Raw genomic sequence first — 17,766 nt, 5'->3', positions numbered from 1 at the left:
TCCAGCCTAACGCGGTTCCCCGCCGCCCTCTACCCGGTTCAGCTATTTTGCCCTAAACCAGCCGCCGGAACAGGGGTCGCATCGTCACGCCCCGACAAGCCTGCGTGACGCTCAGAGAACCCCGCACACTCGCGCAGGAAACACGCAATGGCCGACGGCTCGCACGCTTCGCAACAGACCTTCCGCTGGGACGACCCGTTCGACCTGCGCGGCCGCCTGACCGACGACGAGCGGATGATCCAGGATGCGGCGCGGTCCTATGCCCGCGAGGCCCTGCTGCCGCGCGTGGTCGAGGCCTTCCGCGACGAGACCTTCGACCGCGCCATCATGACCGAGATGGGCGCGATGGGCTTCCTCGGCGCCATGCTGCCGGAACAATACGGCGGCTCTGAAGCCAGCCACGTCGCCTATGGCCTGATCGCGCGCGAAGTCGAGGCTGTCGACAGCGGCTATCGCTCAGCCATGAGCGTCCAGTCCTCGCTGGCCATGTACCCGATCTACGCCTTCGGCTCGGAAGAGCAGAAACTTAAATTCCTTCCTAAAATGGCGGCCGGCGAACTGGTCGGCTGCTTCGGCCTGACCGAGGCCGACGGCGGGTCCGACCCGGCCTCGATGAAAACCAAGGCGGTCAAGGTCGAGGGCGGCTATCGCCTGAACGGCGCCAAATACTGGATCACCAACTCGCCGATCAGCGACCTGGCCATCGTCTGGGCCAAGCTCGCAGACGCCTCAGGAGAGGGCAAGATCCGGGGCTTCATCGTCGAGCGCGACTTCGACGGCTTCACCACGGACAAGATCGGCGACAAGCTGAGCCTGCGCGCCTCGATCACCGGCGACATCGGCCTCAACGACGTCTTCGTGCCGGAGGCCAACATCCTGCCGGGCGTCCAGGGTCTGCGCGGGCCTTTCTCCTGCCTGAACAAGGCGCGCTTCGGCATCGCCTGGGGGGCCATGGGCGCCGCCGAGTTCTGCTTCCACGCCAGCCGCGACTATGTCGGCGAGCGTATGCTGTTCGGCCGCCCGCTGTCGTCGCGCCAACTGGTGCAGAAGAAGCTGGCCGACATGCAGACCGAGATCTTCCTCGGCTTCGAGGGCGCCTACGCCCTCGGCCGTCTGCTCGACACCGGCGCCTGGGTGCCGGAGGCCATCAGCCTGATGAAGCGCAACAACTGCGGCAAGGCCCTGGCCGTGGCGCGCGAGGCGCGCGACATGCACGGCGGCGCCGGCATCACCGGCGAACTGCACGTCATGCGCCACGCCATGAACCTGGAAACCGTGAACACCTATGAAGGCGCTCACGACGTCCACGCCCTGATCCTCGGCCGGGCCATCACCGGCGAAAGCGCCTTCTAGGGCTGATCGTCCGGCTGGGCGTCCGGAGGCGTCTCCACCGGCTTGCGGCCGCCGCTCAGCTCTGGCTGGTAGAGGCCGGTCACGGCCCGCACGACGAATCCTTCGGGGCGGGTGCGCGGCCCGAAGCGGGCGCAGGGGTCGGGGTCGGCGATGGCGCGCGGCTTGCGGTCGGCGGGCGCGAAGGCGTCGCCGACCATGTCGCCGAAAACCTCTGCCAGCTGGTGCGCGTCGCCCACGCGCGACAGCGAGGGGTCGTCCGTGCCGATCACGGTGGCGTTGCGCGCCCAGACGATGGCCGCGACCTGACGCCCTTCGGGGTCCAGCATCTCGGCTTCGGCGGCCAGGCCGCCGGTCGTCCCGGGCGCGCGCAGACCGATCGGGCCGGGAATGAAGTAGCCGGCTACGGCCGAGGCGGCTGAACCCGCCTGTCCCGTGGGGCTGATCCGCGTCGCCGCCAGCCGCACCCTGGCCACGTCGGGCGCAGGGCTGTCGACGACGGTGAACCGCTCGCTCAGCTCGTAGCAGACCTGACGGTCGATCTCGCCCAGCACCAGGGCCCAGTCCTCGGCGCTGAGGGCCGGGGCGGCGTCCGCAGTCAGCTCGGCGCGTTCGATATGGACCTGTTCGATCCTGCGGGCGGCGTCATCGTCCCGGCGTTGGCGCACCGAGGCGCGCACCGTATCCGACCGTGTCACCATTCCCTCATAGGTCGAGAGATAGCCGGAGTTGGGCTCTGGCGCCGTGGCGCAGGCGGCGGCGGACAGTCCAAGGCCGACGATCAGTGCGGCGGTCCGGGTGGTTGATTTCATGATATCCCCTGACGCCGGAAACAGGCGCTTTCCGTCAATACGTTTGCGGCTGCGTTTCGGTTCATCGGCCATCGTCACGGCGGCTTTCGCGCGCTAGGCTGGACGTCTGTGAAGGGACTTTCAATGACGCGACACGCCCTGCTGGCTTCTTCCGGCGCCGCCCTTGTCCTTGTCCTGAGCCTCGCGCCGCTGGCCGGGACGGCGGCTGTCGCCCAGACGCCTGCGGTTCAGGGCCTGCCCTATGACGCCCGACGCGGCGTCTTCACCTTCGCCGCCGGCCTCGACGCATCCCTGCCCGCGGTCGTGCAGGTCACGACCCTGGGACAGTCGCGCGGCCCCCGATCGGAGGGCGACCCCAAGCCGGCCCAGGGCGGGTCAGGGGTTATCATCGACGCTGCGAACGGCATTATCGTCACCAACAACCACGTCATCGAGAACGGCCAGAAGTTCACCGTCGACATGATCGACGGGCGGCTGTTCGACGCCGTGCTGGTCGGGGCGGACAAGGCGACCGACATCGCCGTCCTGAAGATCGAGGCGTCCGGCCTGTCCCAGGTCCAGACGGTGGATTCCGACACCCTGCGCACCGGCGATCTGGCCTTCGCCGTAGGCTATCCGCTGGGCCTGGACCAGACCCTGACCATGGGCGTCATCTCCGGTCTGAACCGTTCGGGCATGGGCGACGCCATCGAGGACTATATTCAGACCGACGCGGCGGTGAATTCGGGCAACTCGGGCGGGCCGCTGCTGGACAGCCGCGGGCGGCTGATCGGCATCAACACCGCGATCCTGTCGGGCGGCATGGGCGGCGGCAACGACGGCATCGCCTTCGCCGTGCCGACCCGGATCATGATGTTCGTGGTCGACCAGTTGCGCGCCACCGGCGAGGTCAAGCGCGGCCAGATCGGCGCAGCCCTGGGGTCGCTGACGGCGGAGCGGGCGCGCGAGATGGGCCTGAACCTGGTGCGCGGGGCGGTCGTCTATGACGCCGCGCCGGGCTCCCCGGCCGAGCAGGCGGGCCTGCGTCCGGGCGACGTCATCACACGGCTCCAGAACCGCCCGGTGGCCAATGCCGGCTCGGTCCAGGCCACCGTCGGCATCGCCCAGCCCGGCGCCGCCCTGCCGGTTGTCTATCTGCGGGACGGGCGCGAGGCCACGGCCAGCCTGACCGTTCAGTCGGCTGATCTGCCGACCGTGCGCACGGGGCGCAGCGCGGCCATGGCGCGCGGGCTGACGTTCAGAAACAGCGGCGACGGCGCGGGGGCCCAGATCACCGTGGTCGAGGGCGGATCGGTCGCTGCCACGGCGGGCGCGCACGCGGGCGACGTCGTGGTTCAGGCGGGCGGCGCGAACGTGGCCGACATGTCCGCATTGGCGGCAGCGCTTCAGGCGGCGCGCGGCGCGATCGAACTGATCGTCTTGCGTGACGGGGAGCGAACGACGATCAGCCTGCCCGGCTGATCTTCAACATCGCAAAGACCAGACAGCAAAACGCCCGCGTCGCCAGGAGGGGGAGGAGGGCGGTCGCGGGCGTCTCTGCTTGGAGGAAGCATCGGCCCGTCGAAGCCCTTTAGCGGAAAAATCCTGGGGGGCTGGGGGGGCTGTTCAGGATCCGGGACTTTTCCGAACTCCGACAGGCCGATGATGTAGATTTGACCCCCGTTCCGGGCGGGCTCACGACCGAATGGGGGCCTTTTCGTGTTCTGCGAGATTTTTTGCTCGCCGGGTCGAAATCAGACCTTGGACAGGATCAGCGTGCCGTTGGTGCCGCCGAAGCCGAAGCTGTTGGACATGACGTGCTTCAGTTCGCCGTCGTGGCGTTCGCGCAGGATCGGCATGCCCTCGAACTCGGGGTCCAGGCTTTCGATGTGGGCGCTTTCGGCGGCGAAGCCGTGCTTCATCATCAACAGGCAGTAGATGGCTTCCTGAGCGCCGGCCGCGCCGAGCGAGTGGCCCGTCAGCGACTTGGTCGAGGAAATCATCGGCATGTCGTCGCCGAAGACGTTACGCACCGCGCCCATCTCCTTGGCGTCGCCGACCGGGGTCGAGGTGCCGTGCGGGTTCAGGTAGTCGATCTTCGGGTCGCCGGCCATCTTCAGGGCCAGCTTCATGCAGCGCTCGGCGCCTTCGCCCGAGGGGGCGACCATGTCGTAGCCGTCCGAGTTGGCGGCGTAGCCGGTGACTTCGGCGTAGATGGTCGCGCCGCGCGCCACGGCGCGTTCGTATTCTTCCAGCACCACGATGCCGGCGCCGCCGGCGATGACGAAGCCGTCGCGGTCCTTGTCATAGGCGCGGCTGGCGACCGAGGGCGTCTCGTTGAAGTTCGACGACATGGCGCCCATGGCGTCGAACATGTTGGACATGGACCAGTCGATGTCCTCGCAGCCGCCGGCGAAGACCACGTCCTGCTTGCCCCAGGCGATCTGTTCGGCGGCGGCGCCGATGCAGTGGGCCGAGGTCGCGCAGGCCGAGCTGATCGAGTAGTTGATGCCCTTCAGCTGGAACCAGGTGGCCAGAACCGCGGACGGACCGCTGGCCATGGCCTTGGGCACGGCGAAGGGGCCGACGCGCTTGGGCGAGCCCTTTTCGATGGTGGTCTGGGCCGCCTGCAGGATGACCTGGGTCGAGGGGCCGCCCTCGCCGACGATCAGGCCGATGCGCTCGTCCTTGATCTCTTCGGCGCTCAGGCCAGAGTCCTTCAGCGCCTCTTCAAAGGCGATGTGCGCCCAGGCCGTGCCGTTGGCGAGGAAGCGCGCCGCGCGGCGGTCCACCAGCGGCGCCCAGTCCTCGGCGGTCACGCCCAGCGACGGCGGGGCCCAGACCTGGGAGCGGAAGCCGTACTTGGCGTGGTCGGCGGCGTGCTGGACGCCTGATCTGGCTTCGCGCAGGGAGGCCGCGACCTCGTCCTGGCCAGTGCCGATGGAGGAGACGATGCCCAATCCGGTGACGACGACACGCCGCATGGTGTTTCCTATCATTCAGTCTTCTAGGCGCCGCGTTGACCGCGGTCTGCGTTAAATGGGGTCAGGCGTCCGCAGCCGCTACCGTGGCCGCGCCGCCGAACAGGCCGACGCGCATGTCGGCGCAGGTGTAGATGACCTCGCCGTCGGCCTCGAGCACGCCGTCGGCGATGCCCATGACCAGCTTGCGGTTGATGACGCGCTTCAGGTGGACCTTGTAGACCACCTTCTTGACGTCCGGCGTCACCTGGCCGGTGAACTTGACCTCGCCGACGCCGAGCGCCCGGCCCTTGCCGGCGCCGCCGATCCAGCCAAGGTAGAAGCCGACCAGCTGCCACATGGCGTCCAGGCCCAGGCAACCCGGCATGACCGGATCGCCGATGAAGTGGCACTGGAAGAACCAGAGGTCGGGATTGATGTCGAGTTCCGCCTCGACATAGCCCTTGCCGTAGTCGCCGCCGTCCGAGGTGATGGTCGTGATGCGGTCGAACATCAGCATCGGCGGGGCCGGCAGCTGGGCGTTGCCCGGACCGAACAGCTCGCCACGGCCCGAAGCCAGCAGGCCTTCATGATCGAACGACGACGGATATTGGGACTGGCTCAAGGCTGACGCTCCGGAAGTGTTGCGGGCGGGTTACACGACCCGGCGCGCGCGCTCAACTGTTGTGACGGCTGGAGCCTGACCGGCGGTCAGTCTCCAGGCATGATGCAGCCGCGAATATCTGAGCCTGGCCGCCAGCGCGTCCAGGCCGATTTTGCTCTAGCTGCGACCGGCGCCGGCGGGCCGGGCGGCGTTGCACAGGGTGCGCTCCTGGGTGCCGAACACCGCGCGTTCTGGCACCCAGCCGCGAATCTTGCGCGCGCGAACCCGGCACCAGCCCTCTTCGCATTCGTCCAGCGAGACGATGGAGCGGGGGGACAGGCGCGCTCGCACTGACGATGTGGCCGAGCGTCCCGAATGGATGGCGATCTCTTCAGCCGAGCGGTTGAACACGCTGCGGCGGCCCGAGGCCACGGTGCGGTGGATCCAGGCGACCGAGCCGTCGGGATCGCAGATCTTGCGCCACTCCCTTGTCTCGGCGATCACCTGCACGGGCAGGCCCGCGGCGCGGTACTCCCACAGGATCCGATAGTCGAGGCCCGGCCCCTGACGCGCCCGCACCTGGGAGGATTTCAGCGTGACCCAGCGCGGCACTTCCAGCCCGGTCGGGGTCGGACGACCATCAGGCATGCGGGCGCTGGCGCCGGCGAAGACGCCCAGTCCGAGGACGGCGGCGATGACGGCGATACGCCGGAAACTTTTGAACCTGACCACAGCTTTGCTAGACACCGGATCGACACGTCCCGCACGGGCGCTTCCGCCCGTCGAAACCCAGGCTCCCTATGTCCGCTCGCAAGCTTAAGGTCGTATTAACCAGACGCCTGCCCGATGCGGTGGAAACGCGCCTGCGTGAACTGTTCGACGCCGAGCTGAATCTGACCGATCGTCCGATGTCGCCCGATGACCTGGCCGCCGCCCTGCAGCGCGCGGAGGTTCTCGTCCCCACCATCACCGACCACCTTGACGCCGCGCTGATCGCCGAGGCCGGCGAGCAGTTGAAGATGATCGCCAGCTTCGGCGCGGGCGTGGACCATATCGACATCGACGCCGCCGTCGGGCGCGGAATTATTGTCACCAATACGCCGGGGGTCCTGACCGAGGACACGGCTGACCTGACCATGAGCCTGATCATGGCCGTCAGTCGCCGCATCGTCGAAGGCGCCAATGTGGTCGCGACGGGCCAGTTCCAGGGCTGGAGCCCGACCTGGATGTGCGGCCGCAAGCTGTGGGGCAAGCGTCTGGGCATCGTCGGCATGGGGCGCATCGGCCAGGCCCTGGCGCGCCGGGCCAGGGCCTTCGGCATGCAGGTCCACTATCACAATCGCAAGCCGGTTTCGGACATGATCGCCGAGGAACTGGGCGCGACCTGGTGGGACGATCTGGATCAGATGCTGGCGCGGATGGACGTCATCTCGCTGAACTGCCCGGCGACGAAAGACACCCACCACATCCTCTCGGCCGAGCGCATCGCCCGGCTGCAGCCCCACGCCATCGTGGTCAACACGGCGCGCGGCGAACTGATCGACGAGGCGGCCATGGTCGAGGCCCTGGATCGCCGCGCCCTGTTCGGGGTCGGTCTGGACGTGTTCGAGCATGAACCGGCGGTGCATCCGGGCCTGGTCGGTCGTTCAAACGTCGTGCTCCTGCCTCACCTCGGCTCGGCCACGATCGAGGCGCGCCAGGACATGGGCGATCGCGTCATCGCCAACATCATGACCTATCAGAACGGTCACCGCCCGCCGGACCGGGTCATCCCGGCCATGCTGTAGCGCTGTCAGCCGACCGCTTGACCTCCTCCATGACATCTTCCTAAGGAAGACGAAATGATCCGGGGGGATTGATGCAAAATCAGAAGCACGCGTGGGGCGCGGCCTTATCGCGACGGCTCCTTCTCTGCGCGGGCGGCGCAGGCGCTATGATGGCCGTCGTAGGGGGGCGGCTGGCGACCGCCGCGCCAGCGAGCGCCTACGCTCTCGACGCCTTCTTTGCGGGGCAAACCACCCGGGCGGTGGCCCTGTCGCCATCAGGCGGGCGCATAGCCATTCTGGAGCAGTTGGGCACCAGGGAGCAGCCTCGCGGTGTCATCGACCTGTTGGACGCCGCCGCGCCGGAAGGCCAGCGTCGCCGGATTGAGCTGGGCGAAACTGCTGTCGAAGCGCTGGAGTGGGCCAATGACCGGCGGTTGCTGGTGCGGGTCGCCATCAAACGGGTCATTCCGGGTCGCAAGCCGCCGGGGTCCAACCTGCCCGGTCCCAGCCAGACGGTCATCTCCCGTCGGGTCGTGGCCATGGATCATGATACCGGAGACATGGTCGTTCTGTTCGAGGGCGAACGCCAGCGTATGCGCTATTCGCGGGATCTGGGGCGCGTCATCGACCTCCTTCCCGACGACCCTGACCATGTTCTCATGACCGCCTGGGAATCCGATGGCGTGATGGGCTTGCACCGCGTCAATATCATCGACGGCAAGGCCGAACGGCTTGAACGCGGCAACTCGGCGACCATCGGCTGGCAGACTCACAATGGCGTTGCGGTGCTGCGCCGCGACGTCAATACGCGCTGGACTGTGGAGACCATCCACGCCCGCGCGCCTGGCGAGACCGAATGGCGCTTCGTGCGACGGAGCCGCATTGTCGATGCGCCGGACTTCTCCTGGGTTGGAGGGGGCGCCTCTCCCGAGACGGTGCTGGTCTCGGCTCGCGCCGAGGGCGAAGATGTCGAAACGATCCGCGAGATGAATCTTCACAGCCTGGCGTTCGGTGCGCCGATGCAGCCGAGGGTCGGTCGAGATGTGCTGTATGGTCTGATGGACGCCCGCAACCGCTACCTCGGCGCCGCCTATTACGGCGACCGGCTGGAGTACGAGTTCGCCGAGGTGGGCCTCGCGGCCCACCATCGCGCCATGAACCGCTTTTTTGACGACGACTGCGACGTTCATCTCAGCCAGGTCAGCGACGACCGCAACCGGTTCATAGCCTATGTCGAGGGGCCCCGTGAGCCGGGCTCCTGGTACCTGTACGACAAGGTTGCGCGAAGCATGACGAACCTGGGGTCGAGATACGCCCTGGATTTCGAGCGGCTGGGCGGCTGTGAACTGTTGTCGGTGCAAACACGCGACGGCGTATTGATTGAGGCTTATCTGACCGCGCCCCCCAATGCGACGCCCGGACCGCTGGTGGTCATGCCGCACGGGGGGCCCGAGGCGCGCGATCAAAGGGGCTATGACCGCCAGGTGCAGGTTCTGGCCGCCCAGGGCTGGTGGGTGCTGCAGCCGAACTTCCGAGGTTCAGGCGGCTACGGGCTGGCCTTCGCCCAGGAAGGCTGGCGACGTTGGGGCGAACGGATGCAGGAGGATGTCGAGGACGCGGTCGCCCAGGTCGTGCGCGACAAGGGTCTGGATGGCGACCGCGTGGCCATCATGGGCACCAGCTATGGCGGCTATGCGGCCCTGATGGGCGCTGTGCGACGCCCGGACCTGTACAAGGCTGCAATCTCGATCTGCGGTGTGTCGGACTTGCCGGACATGCTGGCCTGGGAGCGTCGGGATGACGACACGCCGACCAAAGAGATCTACGGCTTCTGGAAGAAGCGGATAGGCGATCCCGACACGGACGCATTGTTGCTGGAAACGGCTTCGCCACGCCGGCGTGCCGCAGACATGGTCTGCCCCGTCCTGCTGGTGCACGGCGTGGACGACCGAATCGTGCCGGCGATCCAGTCCCGTATCATGCACAGCGCTCTCCGCAGCGCGGGCAAGAAGGTGGATTATGTCGAGGTGCCCGACGCCGGCCACGCCGACTGGGAGGCCGAGGTCGAGAAGGATCTGATGGAACGCTACGTGGGCTTGTTGCGGCGCGCCTTCGCCTAGACGCCGCATGTGGGGCAGGTCGGGTCTGCGGAGACACGCGTCACCCGGCTGGTCCCGGCCAGGCCGTCGTAGAGCATCAGGCGGCCGGTCAGGGGCGCGCCCGCCCCGGTGATCAGCTTGATGGCTTCCATGGCGGCCAGGGCGCCGACCACCCCGGCCAGGGCGCCGACCACCCCGACGCGGGCGCAGGTCTCGGCGTCGGGCGGGGTCTCGGGCACGAGGCATTGATAGCAGGGCTGGCCGGTGAAGACGCCGACCTGGCCGTTCCAGCGACCCAGGGCCCCCGAGACCAGAGGCTTGCCCGCCGCGACGCAGGCGGCGTTGACGATGAAGCGGGTGTCGAAATCGTCTGTGCCGTCCAGCACCAGGTCGAAGCGTTCGATTAGGCCCCGCGCATCGGCTGGGGTCAGGCGCTCGTTCAGGGGCTCGATCGCGACATGGGGGTTGAGAGCGGCAAGACGCTCGCCGCCAACCTCCACCTTGGGGCGGCCGACGTCGGCGGCGGCGAAGATGATCTGGCGCTGGAGGTTCGACAGGGCGACCGCATCGTCGTCGATCAGGCCCAGGGTCCCGACCCCGGCGGCGGCCAGATACAGGGCGGCGGGCGCGCCGACGCCGCCGAGGCCGACGATCAGCACGCGCGCACGTTTCAAGGCCTGCTGACCCGGCCCGCCGATTTCGGACAGCACCAGCTGCCGCGCGTAGCGGTCGACCTCGTCGTCGGAGAAGCGGGCGGGCGCGGGCGTGGCGGGAGACTGGATCACAACAGCCTGTCTAGCGCAGTCGGCCCTCGCCGTCAGGCCGGAAGCGGCAGGGCTCCGGCGGCCAGGACCAGCAGCGCCTCGGCACGATCGGCGCCCAGTTGATCCAGCCGGGCGCCGCCGAGCAGGCGGGCGGCGTCCGGGGTCAGTTGCGTCAGCATCATCAGGCATTCAGGAAAGAGGCGGCTGGCGACGTCCTGATCGGACAGCAGGCGCAGGTTCTGATGGCGAGGATCGGCGCGCAGCCTGTCCAGAAGCCGGTCGATATCCGAGCGGCGTCCTTCGATGACCTGCAGGAACTGGCCCTCATGTCGCATCATGGCGCCGGTGCGCCCGTCGCGTCGGTTGTTGCGCTCCGACTCGCCGAGGATTTCCGCCAGAACCAGCAGGCTTGTGGCGGCGTCGCCGACGGCGTCGCTGACGTAGATGGCGCGATGGAGGGGCAAAGCGGGTACTCGAACTGACGCGACGCAACTGACGTCGAGAGGCTCCCTGTCACGTCCAGGGTTAACAAACCAAGAGCGCCGGCGCAGCCTGCGGCGCGGCGGCGTCTTGCAGGGGTGGTCATTCCTCGCCATCTGATCGGCCATGACCCAGAGCTCGAACTTTCCCGACTGGCACGGCACCACCATTCTGGCGGTGCGCAAGAACGGCCGCACTGTCATCGCCGGCGACGGCCAGGTCTCGATGGGGCCGACCATCGTCAAGGGCGCCGCACGCAAGGTGCGCACGCTGGCGGGCGGCAAGGTTCTGGCCGGTTTCGCCGGGGCGACGGCTGACGCCCTGACCCTGATCGAGCGGCTGGAAGCCAAGCTGGAGCAGTATCCGGATCAGTTGGCGCGCGCCTGCGTCGAGTTGGCCAAGGACTGGCGGACCGACCGCTATCTGCGTCGGCTGGAGGCCATGCTGCTGGTCGCCGACAAGGACACCATCCTGACGGTGACGGGGGTCGGCGACGTGCTGGAGCCGGAGTATGGCGTCGCCGCCGTCGGCTCGGGCGGCAACTATGCGCTGGCCGCCGCTCGCGCCCTGAGCGACGAAAACTCCGAGCTCGACGCCGAGCAGATCGCCCGCAAGGCCATGAAGATCGCCGCAGACATCTGCGTCTACACCAATGGGAATTTGACGGTGGAGAGCCTCTAAATGACCGACCTGTCTCCCCGCGAAATCGTCTCCGAACTGGACCGCTACATCGTCGGCCAGGATGACGCCAAGCGCGCCGTGGCCGTGGCCCTGCGCAACCGCTGGCGCCGCAAGCGCGTGCCCGAGGATCTGCGCGACGAGGTCACGCCCAAGAACATCCTGATGATCGGCCCGACGGGCGTGGGCAAGACCGAGATCGCCCGGCGTCTGGCCAGGCTGGCGGGTTCGCCCTTCCTCAAGGTCGAGGCGACCAAGTTCACCGAGGTCGGCTACGTCGGCCGCGACGTCGATCAGATCATGCGTGATCTGGTCGAGAGCGCCCTGGTCATGGTGCGCGACAAGCGCCGCTCGGGCGTCAAGGCCCGAGCCGAGGGTCAGGCCGAGGAGCGGATTCTCGACGCCCTGGTCGGGCCGGGCTCGCAGCCTGCCACGCGCGACGCCTTCAGGAAGAAGCTGCGCGCCGGGGAACTGGACGACAAGGAGATCGAGATCGCCCTGGCCGACACGACCTCGCCCTTGCAGGGTCTGGACATGGGTGCCGGCGGCGGCAACGTCGGCCTGCTGAACCTGTCGGACCTGCTGGGCAAGATGGGCGGCGGCCGCACCAAGACGGTCAAGCTGACGGTGGCCGAGGCCATGGCCCCGCTGACCACCGAGGAAAGCGACAAGCTGCTGGACCAGGAAAGCCTGACCAAGGAAGCGCTGCTTTTGGCTGAAAACGAAGGCATCGTCTTCCTCGACGAGATCGACAAGGTGGCGGCGCGCCAGGGCGCCTCCGGGGCCGACGTGTCGCGCGAGGGGGTCCAGCGCGACCTGCTGCCCCTGATCGAGGGCACGACCGTCTCGACCAAGTACGGGCCAGCCAAGACCGACCATGTCCTGTTCATCGCCTCGGGCGCCTTCCACGTGGCCAAGCCGTCGGACCTGCTGCCCGAACTGCAGGGCCGCCTGCCGATCCGGGTCGAGCTGAAGGCCCTGACGCGCGACGACTTCAAGCGCATCCTGACCGAGCCCGAGGCCAATCTGATCCGTCAGAACCAGGCCCTGCTGGAGACCGAAGGCGTGACGGTCGTCTTTACCGACGATGCGGTCGAGGCCATGGCCGACGTGGCCGTGGCCGCCAACTCCACCGTCGAGAATATTGGCGCGCGCCGGCTTCAGACCGTGCTGGAACGGGTGCTGGAGGAGACCAGCTTCAAGGCTTCGGACCTGTCGGGCCAGACCCTGACCTTTGACGGCGACATGGTGCGTGAAAAGGTCGGCGCACTGGCCAAGAACATCGACCTGAGCAGGTTTATTCTCTGATGGGCTGAGTTTCTCCTCCCTATTTGATGGGGAGGTGGCGCGGTGGCGCAGCCCCCGTGACGGAGGGGCCGGGTTGAGCCTAGTGCGAGCGGCCCCTCCACCGCTACGCGGTCCCCCTCCCCATGAAATGGGGAGGAGAAGGATGCAGCCTCAGCCCCGCATCGCCCCCACGGCTTCAATCAGCCGCGCCAGATCGGCGGGGCTCGACAGCCTGTGGTCGCCGCCCTCGATCAGGTCCAGGCGTACGTCGCCGCCGCCTAGTCTTTCGATCAGATCGACCTGATGGCGCCACGGCACCACGTCGTCCGCGCGGCCCTGCAGCACGTGAACCGGGGCGCTGATGTCGATGACGCCGCCCAGCAGCAGCCAGTCGCGGGCCTCCTCGAACATCCTCCTGGTCAGGACATAGGACCCCAGCCCCTCCTCGGTAATGACCGTCTCGCCCTCGCGCAGGATGGCCTGACGCTCATGGTCGGCCAGGCCGGGCCACATCAGTTTTTCGGTGAAGTCCTGGGCCGGATTGACCAGCACCAGCCCCTTGATCCGTTCAGGCCGCGCCAGGGTCGCCAGCAGCGCCACCCAGCCGCCCATGGACGAGCCCACCGGGATGACAGGGCCGTCCAGGCTGTCGATCAGGGCGATCGCGTCCTCGCGCCAGCGGCCGATGGTGGCCTGCTTCCAGTCGCCCGACGACTGGCCGTGGGCGAAGTGGTCGTAGCGGACATAGTTCCAGCCGCGCTCGCGCGCCGCCGCCTCCAGCGCCAGAGCCTTGGTCCCCTCCATGTCCGAGCGGAAGCCGCCGATCCAGACGACCGTCGGCCCGTCGCCCTTGACCGCCTTGAAGGCCAGAGTCTCGCCGTCGGGGCGGGCCAAGATCTGGGTAGGCGTGTCGAAGTCGGACATGGAAACTCCTCGGACTGTCATTCGGGGCGGAATGGCTTTAGCAGAGACGGCGATTGTTCACAGGCCGCGAGGGCCCCGCTTGTCCGCACCCAAAGCCCTTTTTGTCAGCTCGAACCGCATCGGCGACTGCGTCATCTCTTCCGGCGTGATCCGCGAGATCGCGCGCCAGTTGCCGGGGGCGCAGATCACCGTGGCCTGCGGCCGGCCGCCGGCGCCCTTCTTCCGTTCTGCCCCAAACGTCGAGCGGGTCATCATCCTCGACAAGAAGAAGGCCGCCGGACACTGGGTCGATCTGTGGAAACAGGTGCGCGGGACGAAATGGGATCTGGTGGTCGATATCCGCGGCTCGGCCCTGGCCTGGCTGATCCCGGCCAAAAGGCGTGTCGTCTATAGTCGTCGCTGGGAGACCGGGCTGCGCAAGGTCGAGATGGTGTCGCGCCTGATGGGCTCGGCGACGCCGCTGAACCCGGAAATCTGGCTTGACGATCGGGCGCGCGCCGAGGCCGCCGCCGTCATCGATCCGCAACTGGCTGCGGGGCCGGGCGAAGGCCCGATCATCGCCCTGGCGCCCATCGCCCACCAGCCGGGCAAGTCCTGGCCGGCCGACCGCTGGGGCGCACTCGTCGAAAAGCTGAAGGCCGAGCCGCGCTTCGACGGCTGGCGCTTCATGCCCGTCGGCGGACCCGGCGACCGGCCCCCCGCGACCCCTGCCCTGGAGGCCGCGGGCGACCGCGGCATCGACTGCGTGGGCAAGGGCGACATCCTGTGTTCGGCCGCCGTCATTGATCGCGCCGCCCTGTTCGTGGGCAACGACTCCGGCCTGATGCATGTCTCGGCGGCGCTCGGTCGACCGACCCTGGGCCTGTTCGGTCCGACCGAGTGGTGGCTCTATGGCCCCTGGGGGCCGAAGACGCGCACGGTCGCCTCGAACGAGACGCGGGGCCAGTTTGCGCCGATCGAAGACCTGACGGTCGAGCATGTCTTTGAGGGGGTGCTGGCGCTTCATGACGCCTTCATTGGCGGCGCAAACCCCGACGAGCCTTGAATTACAGGGCTTCAGTCGTCATATTCGCGCCGCCGGGAAGCGCCGCCTCTGTCGCGCTGTTCCCTGCGAGATTTATCGCCTGTCTTCTGATCACATAAGGAAACGACGCCCATTCGCCGTCCCATGCAAGCGCCGCCCGTCAAGGACGGGCCGCCCATCAACCAGGAAATCCGCGCCACGCGCGTGCTGCTGATCGACCAGAACGGCGAAAAACAGGGCGTCATGCCGCTGTCGTCCGCACTGGAAGCGGCCGAAGAAGCCGGTCTGGATCTGGTCCAGATCGTCGGCAACGCCGAGACGCCGGTCTGCAAGATCCTGGACTACGGCAAGCATCGTTTTCAGGAGCAGAAAAAGAAGGCCGAGGCGCGCAAGCGTCAGAAGGTCGTCGAGCTCAAGGAAATCAAGCTCCGTCCGAACATCGACACCCATGACTATGAGGTCAAGGCCAAGGCGATGCACCGCTTCTTCGACGAGGGCGACAAGGTCAAGGTGACCCTGCGGTTCCGCGGTCGTGAGATGGCGCACCCGGAACTGGGCATGAAGCTGCTCAACAAGGTTCAGGCCGACTTCGACGAGGTCGCAAAGGTCGAATACGCCCCGCGTATGGAAGGCCGCCAGATGATCATGATCCTGGCGCCGCGTTAAGCGCACGCCTGTTGATCCGATCTATAGACGCCCCGGCCCTCGCGCCGGGGCGTTCTGCGTTTAAAAGGCCAGGTGCGCCGGTCCAGACTCTCCTTGATTTCCGGCTGTGGCTGGATTACTAGCCGCCCCTTCGCCTACGAACCGCCAGGCTAATGGCATGCCTCGGTGGTTCTTAATCCCAGCCGCTGTCCACCCGATCTCTTGCAGACCGAACGGACGGCAGCCAAAAAGTGAGTGGAAAATGCCGAAACTGAAGACGAAGTCTGGCGCCAAAAAGCGCTTCAAATTCACGGCCACTGGCAAGGTGAAGGCCGGCGTTGCGGGCAAGCGTCACCGCTTGATCAGCCACAACTCCAAGTACATCCGCCAGAACCGCGGCACCTCGGTCATGGCCGACGCCGACGCCAAGAAGATCAAATCCTACATGCCGTACGCCTGATCGGCGCGCGCATTTCGATCTGATCTCTACGTAAGAATTTGAAAGGATAGCGACATGGCTCGCGTCAAACGGGGCGTAACGTCCCACGCCAAACACAAGAAGGTTCTGAAGCAGGCCAAGGGCTTCTACGGCCGCCGCAAGAACACCATCCGCACGGCCAAGGCCGCTGTCGACCGCGCAGGCCAGTACGCCTACCGCGACCGTCGCAACAAGAAGCGTTCGTTCCGCGCCCTGTGGATCCAGCGCATCAACGCCGCCGCCCGTCTGGAAGGCTTCACCTATTCGCAGTTCATGCACGGCCTGTCCAAGGCCGGCATCGAGCTGGACCGCAAGGTCCTGTCGACGATCGCCGCCGACGAAGCCAGCTTCAAGGGCATCGCCGACAAGGTTCGCGCCGCTCTGGCCGCCTAGGTCTCGCGATCACGCTCAAGCAGCGAGGCTTCGAGAGCCGAGCGCTAGCGTAAAAAACAAAAACGCCCGTCCCGTTTCCGGGGCGGGCGTTTTTCATGGCCAGATCTGACCTTTTCGCCGGATCGAGCGTTGGGGTTCAGTCGGGTCGACTGGCGACCCTGGCGGTTCAGGAGGCTTTGCCGATGTCCATCGCTCGCGTCACCGAAATCACCGCGTCATCCACCGTCAGCTTCGACGACGCCATCGCCCAGGGGATCGCTCGCGCCGACAAGACCCTGCGCCATGTCGAAGGCGCCTGGATCCAGGAGCAGAAGGTCGTGGTCCGTGAGGGAAAGATCGCCGAGTATCGCGTGAACATGAAGGTCACTTTCGTTCTGGCTGACTGAGCCTGATCGACGCTGAAGGCTTTGCGTGACGGCCGTGTCGGGCTAGACGCTGCGGACCATGACCGATCTCGCCCAGCTAGAACTCGACCTGATCAACGCCATCGGAGCGGCCGAAAGCGTCGCTGCGATCGAAGAGGTGCGCGTCGCCGCTCTCGGCAAGACCGGCGCCGTCTCCGCCCTGCTGAAGGGGATGGGCGCGCTCAGCCCCGACGAACGCCGCGAACAGGGGCCGATCATCAACGGTCTGCGCGACCGCGTCACCGCCGCCATCGCCGCCAGGAAGGCCGAGCTGGAGGCCGCCGAGCTGGACGCCCGGCTGCTGGCCGAGCGTGTCGACCTGACCCTGCCCAGCCGCCCGCGCCGCAAGGGCGGAGTGCATCCGACCATGCAGGTCATGGACGAGATGATCGCCCTGTTCGCCGAGATGGGCTTCGCCGTGGCCGAGGGTCCGGACATCGAGGACGACTTCCACAACTTCACCGCCCTGAACTTCCCGCCCAAGCATCCGGCGCGGGAAATGCACGACACCTTCTTCCTCAAGCCCGACCCGGAAACGGGCGAGCGCAAGGTCCTGCGCACCCACACCAGCCCGGTGCAGGTGCGGACCATGATGAGCCAGAAGCCGCCGATCCGCATCATCGCGCCGGGTCGGACCTTCCGTAAGGATTCCGACGCCACCCACACGCCGATGTTCCACCAGATCGAGGGTCTGGTGATCGACCGCGACATCCACATGGGGCATCTGAAGACGACGCTGGAGACCTTCATCGCCCGCTTCTTCGAGCTGGACGACGTCAACGCCCGCTTCCGTCCGCACCACTTCCCCTTCACTGAGCCCTCGGCCGAGATGGACATCCGCTGCGACCGCTCGGGCGGCAAGCTCACCCTGAACGAAGGCGACGACTGGCTGGAAATTCTGGGCTGCGGCATGGTTCACCCCAACGTGCTCCGCAACTGCGGCATCGACCCGGACGAGTATCAGGGCTTCGCCTTCGGCATGGGCGTCGATCGCCTGGCCATGCTGAAGTATGGCGTCTCCGACCTGCGCCCCATGTTCGAGGCCGATACGCGCTGGCTGGCGCACTACGGCTTCTCCGCCTTCGCGGCGCCCAACCCGGCCAGCGGCCTCAGCTGATT

General features: G+C 67.2%; 19 protein-coding genes. 12 read left to right on the top strand and 7 right to left on the bottom strand.

Features of this window, described 5'->3' with window-relative positions; translation table 11 throughout:
- The first annotated feature begins 147 nt into the window (after nucleotides 1-147).
- Nucleotides 148-1,353 (top strand): acyl-CoA dehydrogenase, encoded by a 1,206-nt coding sequence (locus ACOZBP_RS06275; RefSeq protein WP_422675553.1) that lies wholly within the window; start codon nucleotides 148-150, stop codon nucleotides 1,351-1,353.
- Here the strand turns inward: ACOZBP_RS06275 and ACOZBP_RS06270 are convergent.
- Nucleotides 1,350-2,162, bottom strand: a complete 813-nt coding sequence (locus ACOZBP_RS06270; protein WP_422675552.1) for a DUF3313 domain-containing protein — start codon at nucleotides 2,160-2,162, stop codon at nucleotides 1,350-1,352. The genes ACOZBP_RS06275 and ACOZBP_RS06270 overlap by 4 nt on opposite strands.
- A gap of 123 nt (nucleotides 2,163-2,285) precedes the next feature.
- Here ACOZBP_RS06270 and ACOZBP_RS06265 point away from each other — a divergent pair, with 123 nt between their 5' ends.
- Complete coding sequence (locus ACOZBP_RS06265) at nucleotides 2,286-3,623, top strand: trypsin-like peptidase domain-containing protein (protein WP_422675551.1); 1,338 nt, start codon at nucleotides 2,286-2,288, stop codon at nucleotides 3,621-3,623.
- Nucleotides 3,624-3,895: 272 nt separating this feature from the next.
- On the opposite strand, the gene fabB is transcribed toward ACOZBP_RS06265, so the two are convergent.
- The 3 genes from fabB to ACOZBP_RS06250 form a co-directional block, all read right to left on the bottom strand.
- Nucleotides 3,896-5,125 (bottom strand): beta-ketoacyl-ACP synthase I, encoded by a 1,230-nt coding sequence (fabB, locus tag ACOZBP_RS06260; protein WP_422675550.1) that lies wholly within the window; start codon nucleotides 5,123-5,125, stop codon nucleotides 3,896-3,898.
- A 61-nt stretch (nucleotides 5,126-5,186) separates the two neighbouring features.
- Nucleotides 5,187-5,726: a 3-hydroxyacyl-[acyl-carrier-protein] dehydratase FabA gene (gene fabA / locus ACOZBP_RS06255; protein ID WP_422675549.1), complete on the bottom strand. Its 540-nt coding sequence runs from the start codon at nucleotides 5,724-5,726 to the stop codon at nucleotides 5,187-5,189.
- 156 nt (nucleotides 5,727-5,882) lie between these two features.
- Nucleotides 5,883-6,452, bottom strand: coding sequence for an SH3 domain-containing protein (locus ACOZBP_RS06250; RefSeq protein ID WP_422675548.1), 570 nt, complete (start codon nucleotides 6,450-6,452; stop codon nucleotides 5,883-5,885).
- A 53-nt stretch (nucleotides 6,453-6,505) separates the two neighbouring features.
- Between ACOZBP_RS06250 and ACOZBP_RS06245 the strand changes: the two genes are divergently transcribed.
- Nucleotides 6,506-7,492 (top strand): 2-hydroxyacid dehydrogenase, encoded by a 987-nt coding sequence (locus tag ACOZBP_RS06245; protein WP_422675547.1) that lies wholly within the window; start codon nucleotides 6,506-6,508, stop codon nucleotides 7,490-7,492.
- 146 nt (nucleotides 7,493-7,638) lie between these two features.
- Nucleotides 7,639-9,591 (top strand): alpha/beta hydrolase family protein, encoded by a 1,953-nt coding sequence (locus tag ACOZBP_RS06240; protein WP_422675546.1) that lies wholly within the window; start codon nucleotides 7,639-7,641, stop codon nucleotides 9,589-9,591.
- Here ACOZBP_RS06240 and ACOZBP_RS06235 read toward each other — a convergent pair.
- Complete coding sequence (locus ACOZBP_RS06235) at nucleotides 9,588-10,355, bottom strand: HesA/MoeB/ThiF family protein (protein WP_422675545.1); 768 nt, start codon at nucleotides 10,353-10,355, stop codon at nucleotides 9,588-9,590. The genes ACOZBP_RS06240 and ACOZBP_RS06235 overlap by 4 nt on opposite strands.
- 32 nt (nucleotides 10,356-10,387) lie before the next feature.
- Nucleotides 10,388-10,798, bottom strand: a complete 411-nt coding sequence (locus tag ACOZBP_RS06230; protein ID WP_422675544.1) for a BLUF domain-containing protein — start codon at nucleotides 10,796-10,798, stop codon at nucleotides 10,388-10,390.
- A gap of 142 nt (nucleotides 10,799-10,940) precedes the next feature.
- On the opposite strand from ACOZBP_RS06230, the gene hslV reads away from it, so the two are divergent.
- On the top strand, nucleotides 10,941-11,495 hold the full coding sequence (gene hslV, locus ACOZBP_RS06225) for an ATP-dependent protease subunit HslV (protein ID WP_422675543.1): 555 nt from the start codon (nucleotides 10,941-10,943) through the stop codon (nucleotides 11,493-11,495).
- Entirely contained in the window at nucleotides 11,496-12,800 is a 1,305-nt protein-coding gene (gene hslU / locus ACOZBP_RS06220) for an ATP-dependent protease ATPase subunit HslU (protein WP_422675542.1), read from the top strand.
- A gap of 150 nt (nucleotides 12,801-12,950) precedes the next feature.
- Here the strand turns inward: hslU and ACOZBP_RS06215 are convergent, their stop codons facing one another.
- The gene (locus ACOZBP_RS06215; RefSeq protein ID WP_422675541.1) at nucleotides 12,951-13,703 is read right to left on the bottom strand and encodes an alpha/beta fold hydrolase; all 753 of its coding nucleotides are present in this window, start codon (nucleotides 13,701-13,703) and stop codon (nucleotides 12,951-12,953) included.
- Between the two features lie 79 nt (nucleotides 13,704-13,782).
- Here ACOZBP_RS06215 and ACOZBP_RS06210 point away from each other — a divergent pair, with 79 nt between their 5' ends.
- From ACOZBP_RS06210 to pheS, 6 genes are all read left to right on the top strand, one after another.
- On the top strand, nucleotides 13,783-14,748 hold the full coding sequence (locus ACOZBP_RS06210; protein WP_422675540.1) for a glycosyltransferase family 9 protein: 966 nt from the start codon (nucleotides 13,783-13,785) through the stop codon (nucleotides 14,746-14,748).
- A gap of 123 nt (nucleotides 14,749-14,871) precedes the next feature.
- A complete protein-coding gene (gene infC / locus ACOZBP_RS06205) occupies nucleotides 14,872-15,393 on the top strand; it encodes a translation initiation factor IF-3 (protein ID WP_422675539.1) in 522 nt (173 codons plus the stop codon).
- 241 nt (nucleotides 15,394-15,634) lie between these two features.
- On the top strand, nucleotides 15,635-15,832 hold the full coding sequence (gene rpmI / locus ACOZBP_RS06200) for a 50S ribosomal protein L35 (RefSeq protein WP_003166435.1): 198 nt from the start codon (nucleotides 15,635-15,637) through the stop codon (nucleotides 15,830-15,832).
- A gap of 54 nt (nucleotides 15,833-15,886) precedes the next feature.
- Nucleotides 15,887-16,243, top strand: coding sequence for a 50S ribosomal protein L20 (gene rplT / locus ACOZBP_RS06195; protein WP_422675538.1), 357 nt, complete (start codon nucleotides 15,887-15,889; stop codon nucleotides 16,241-16,243).
- Nucleotides 16,244-16,338: 95 nt separating this feature from the next.
- Nucleotides 16,339-16,629 (top strand): dodecin family protein, encoded by a 291-nt coding sequence (locus ACOZBP_RS06190; RefSeq protein WP_422675537.1) that lies wholly within the window; start codon nucleotides 16,339-16,341, stop codon nucleotides 16,627-16,629.
- A 58-nt stretch (nucleotides 16,630-16,687) separates the two neighbouring features.
- Complete coding sequence (pheS, locus tag ACOZBP_RS06185; RefSeq protein ID WP_422675536.1) at nucleotides 16,688-17,764, top strand: phenylalanine--tRNA ligase subunit alpha; 1,077 nt, start codon at nucleotides 16,688-16,690, stop codon at nucleotides 17,762-17,764.
- Nucleotides 17,765-17,766 lie beyond the last annotated feature (2 nt).

It is taken from the genome of Brevundimonas sp. NPDC058933, from assembly GCF_049315965.1.
Classification (GTDB): domain Bacteria; phylum Pseudomonadota; class Alphaproteobacteria; order Caulobacterales; family Caulobacteraceae; genus Brevundimonas.
Note: the sequence above shows the minus strand (reverse complement) of the source record. Positions and strands in the feature narration are given on the sequence as shown.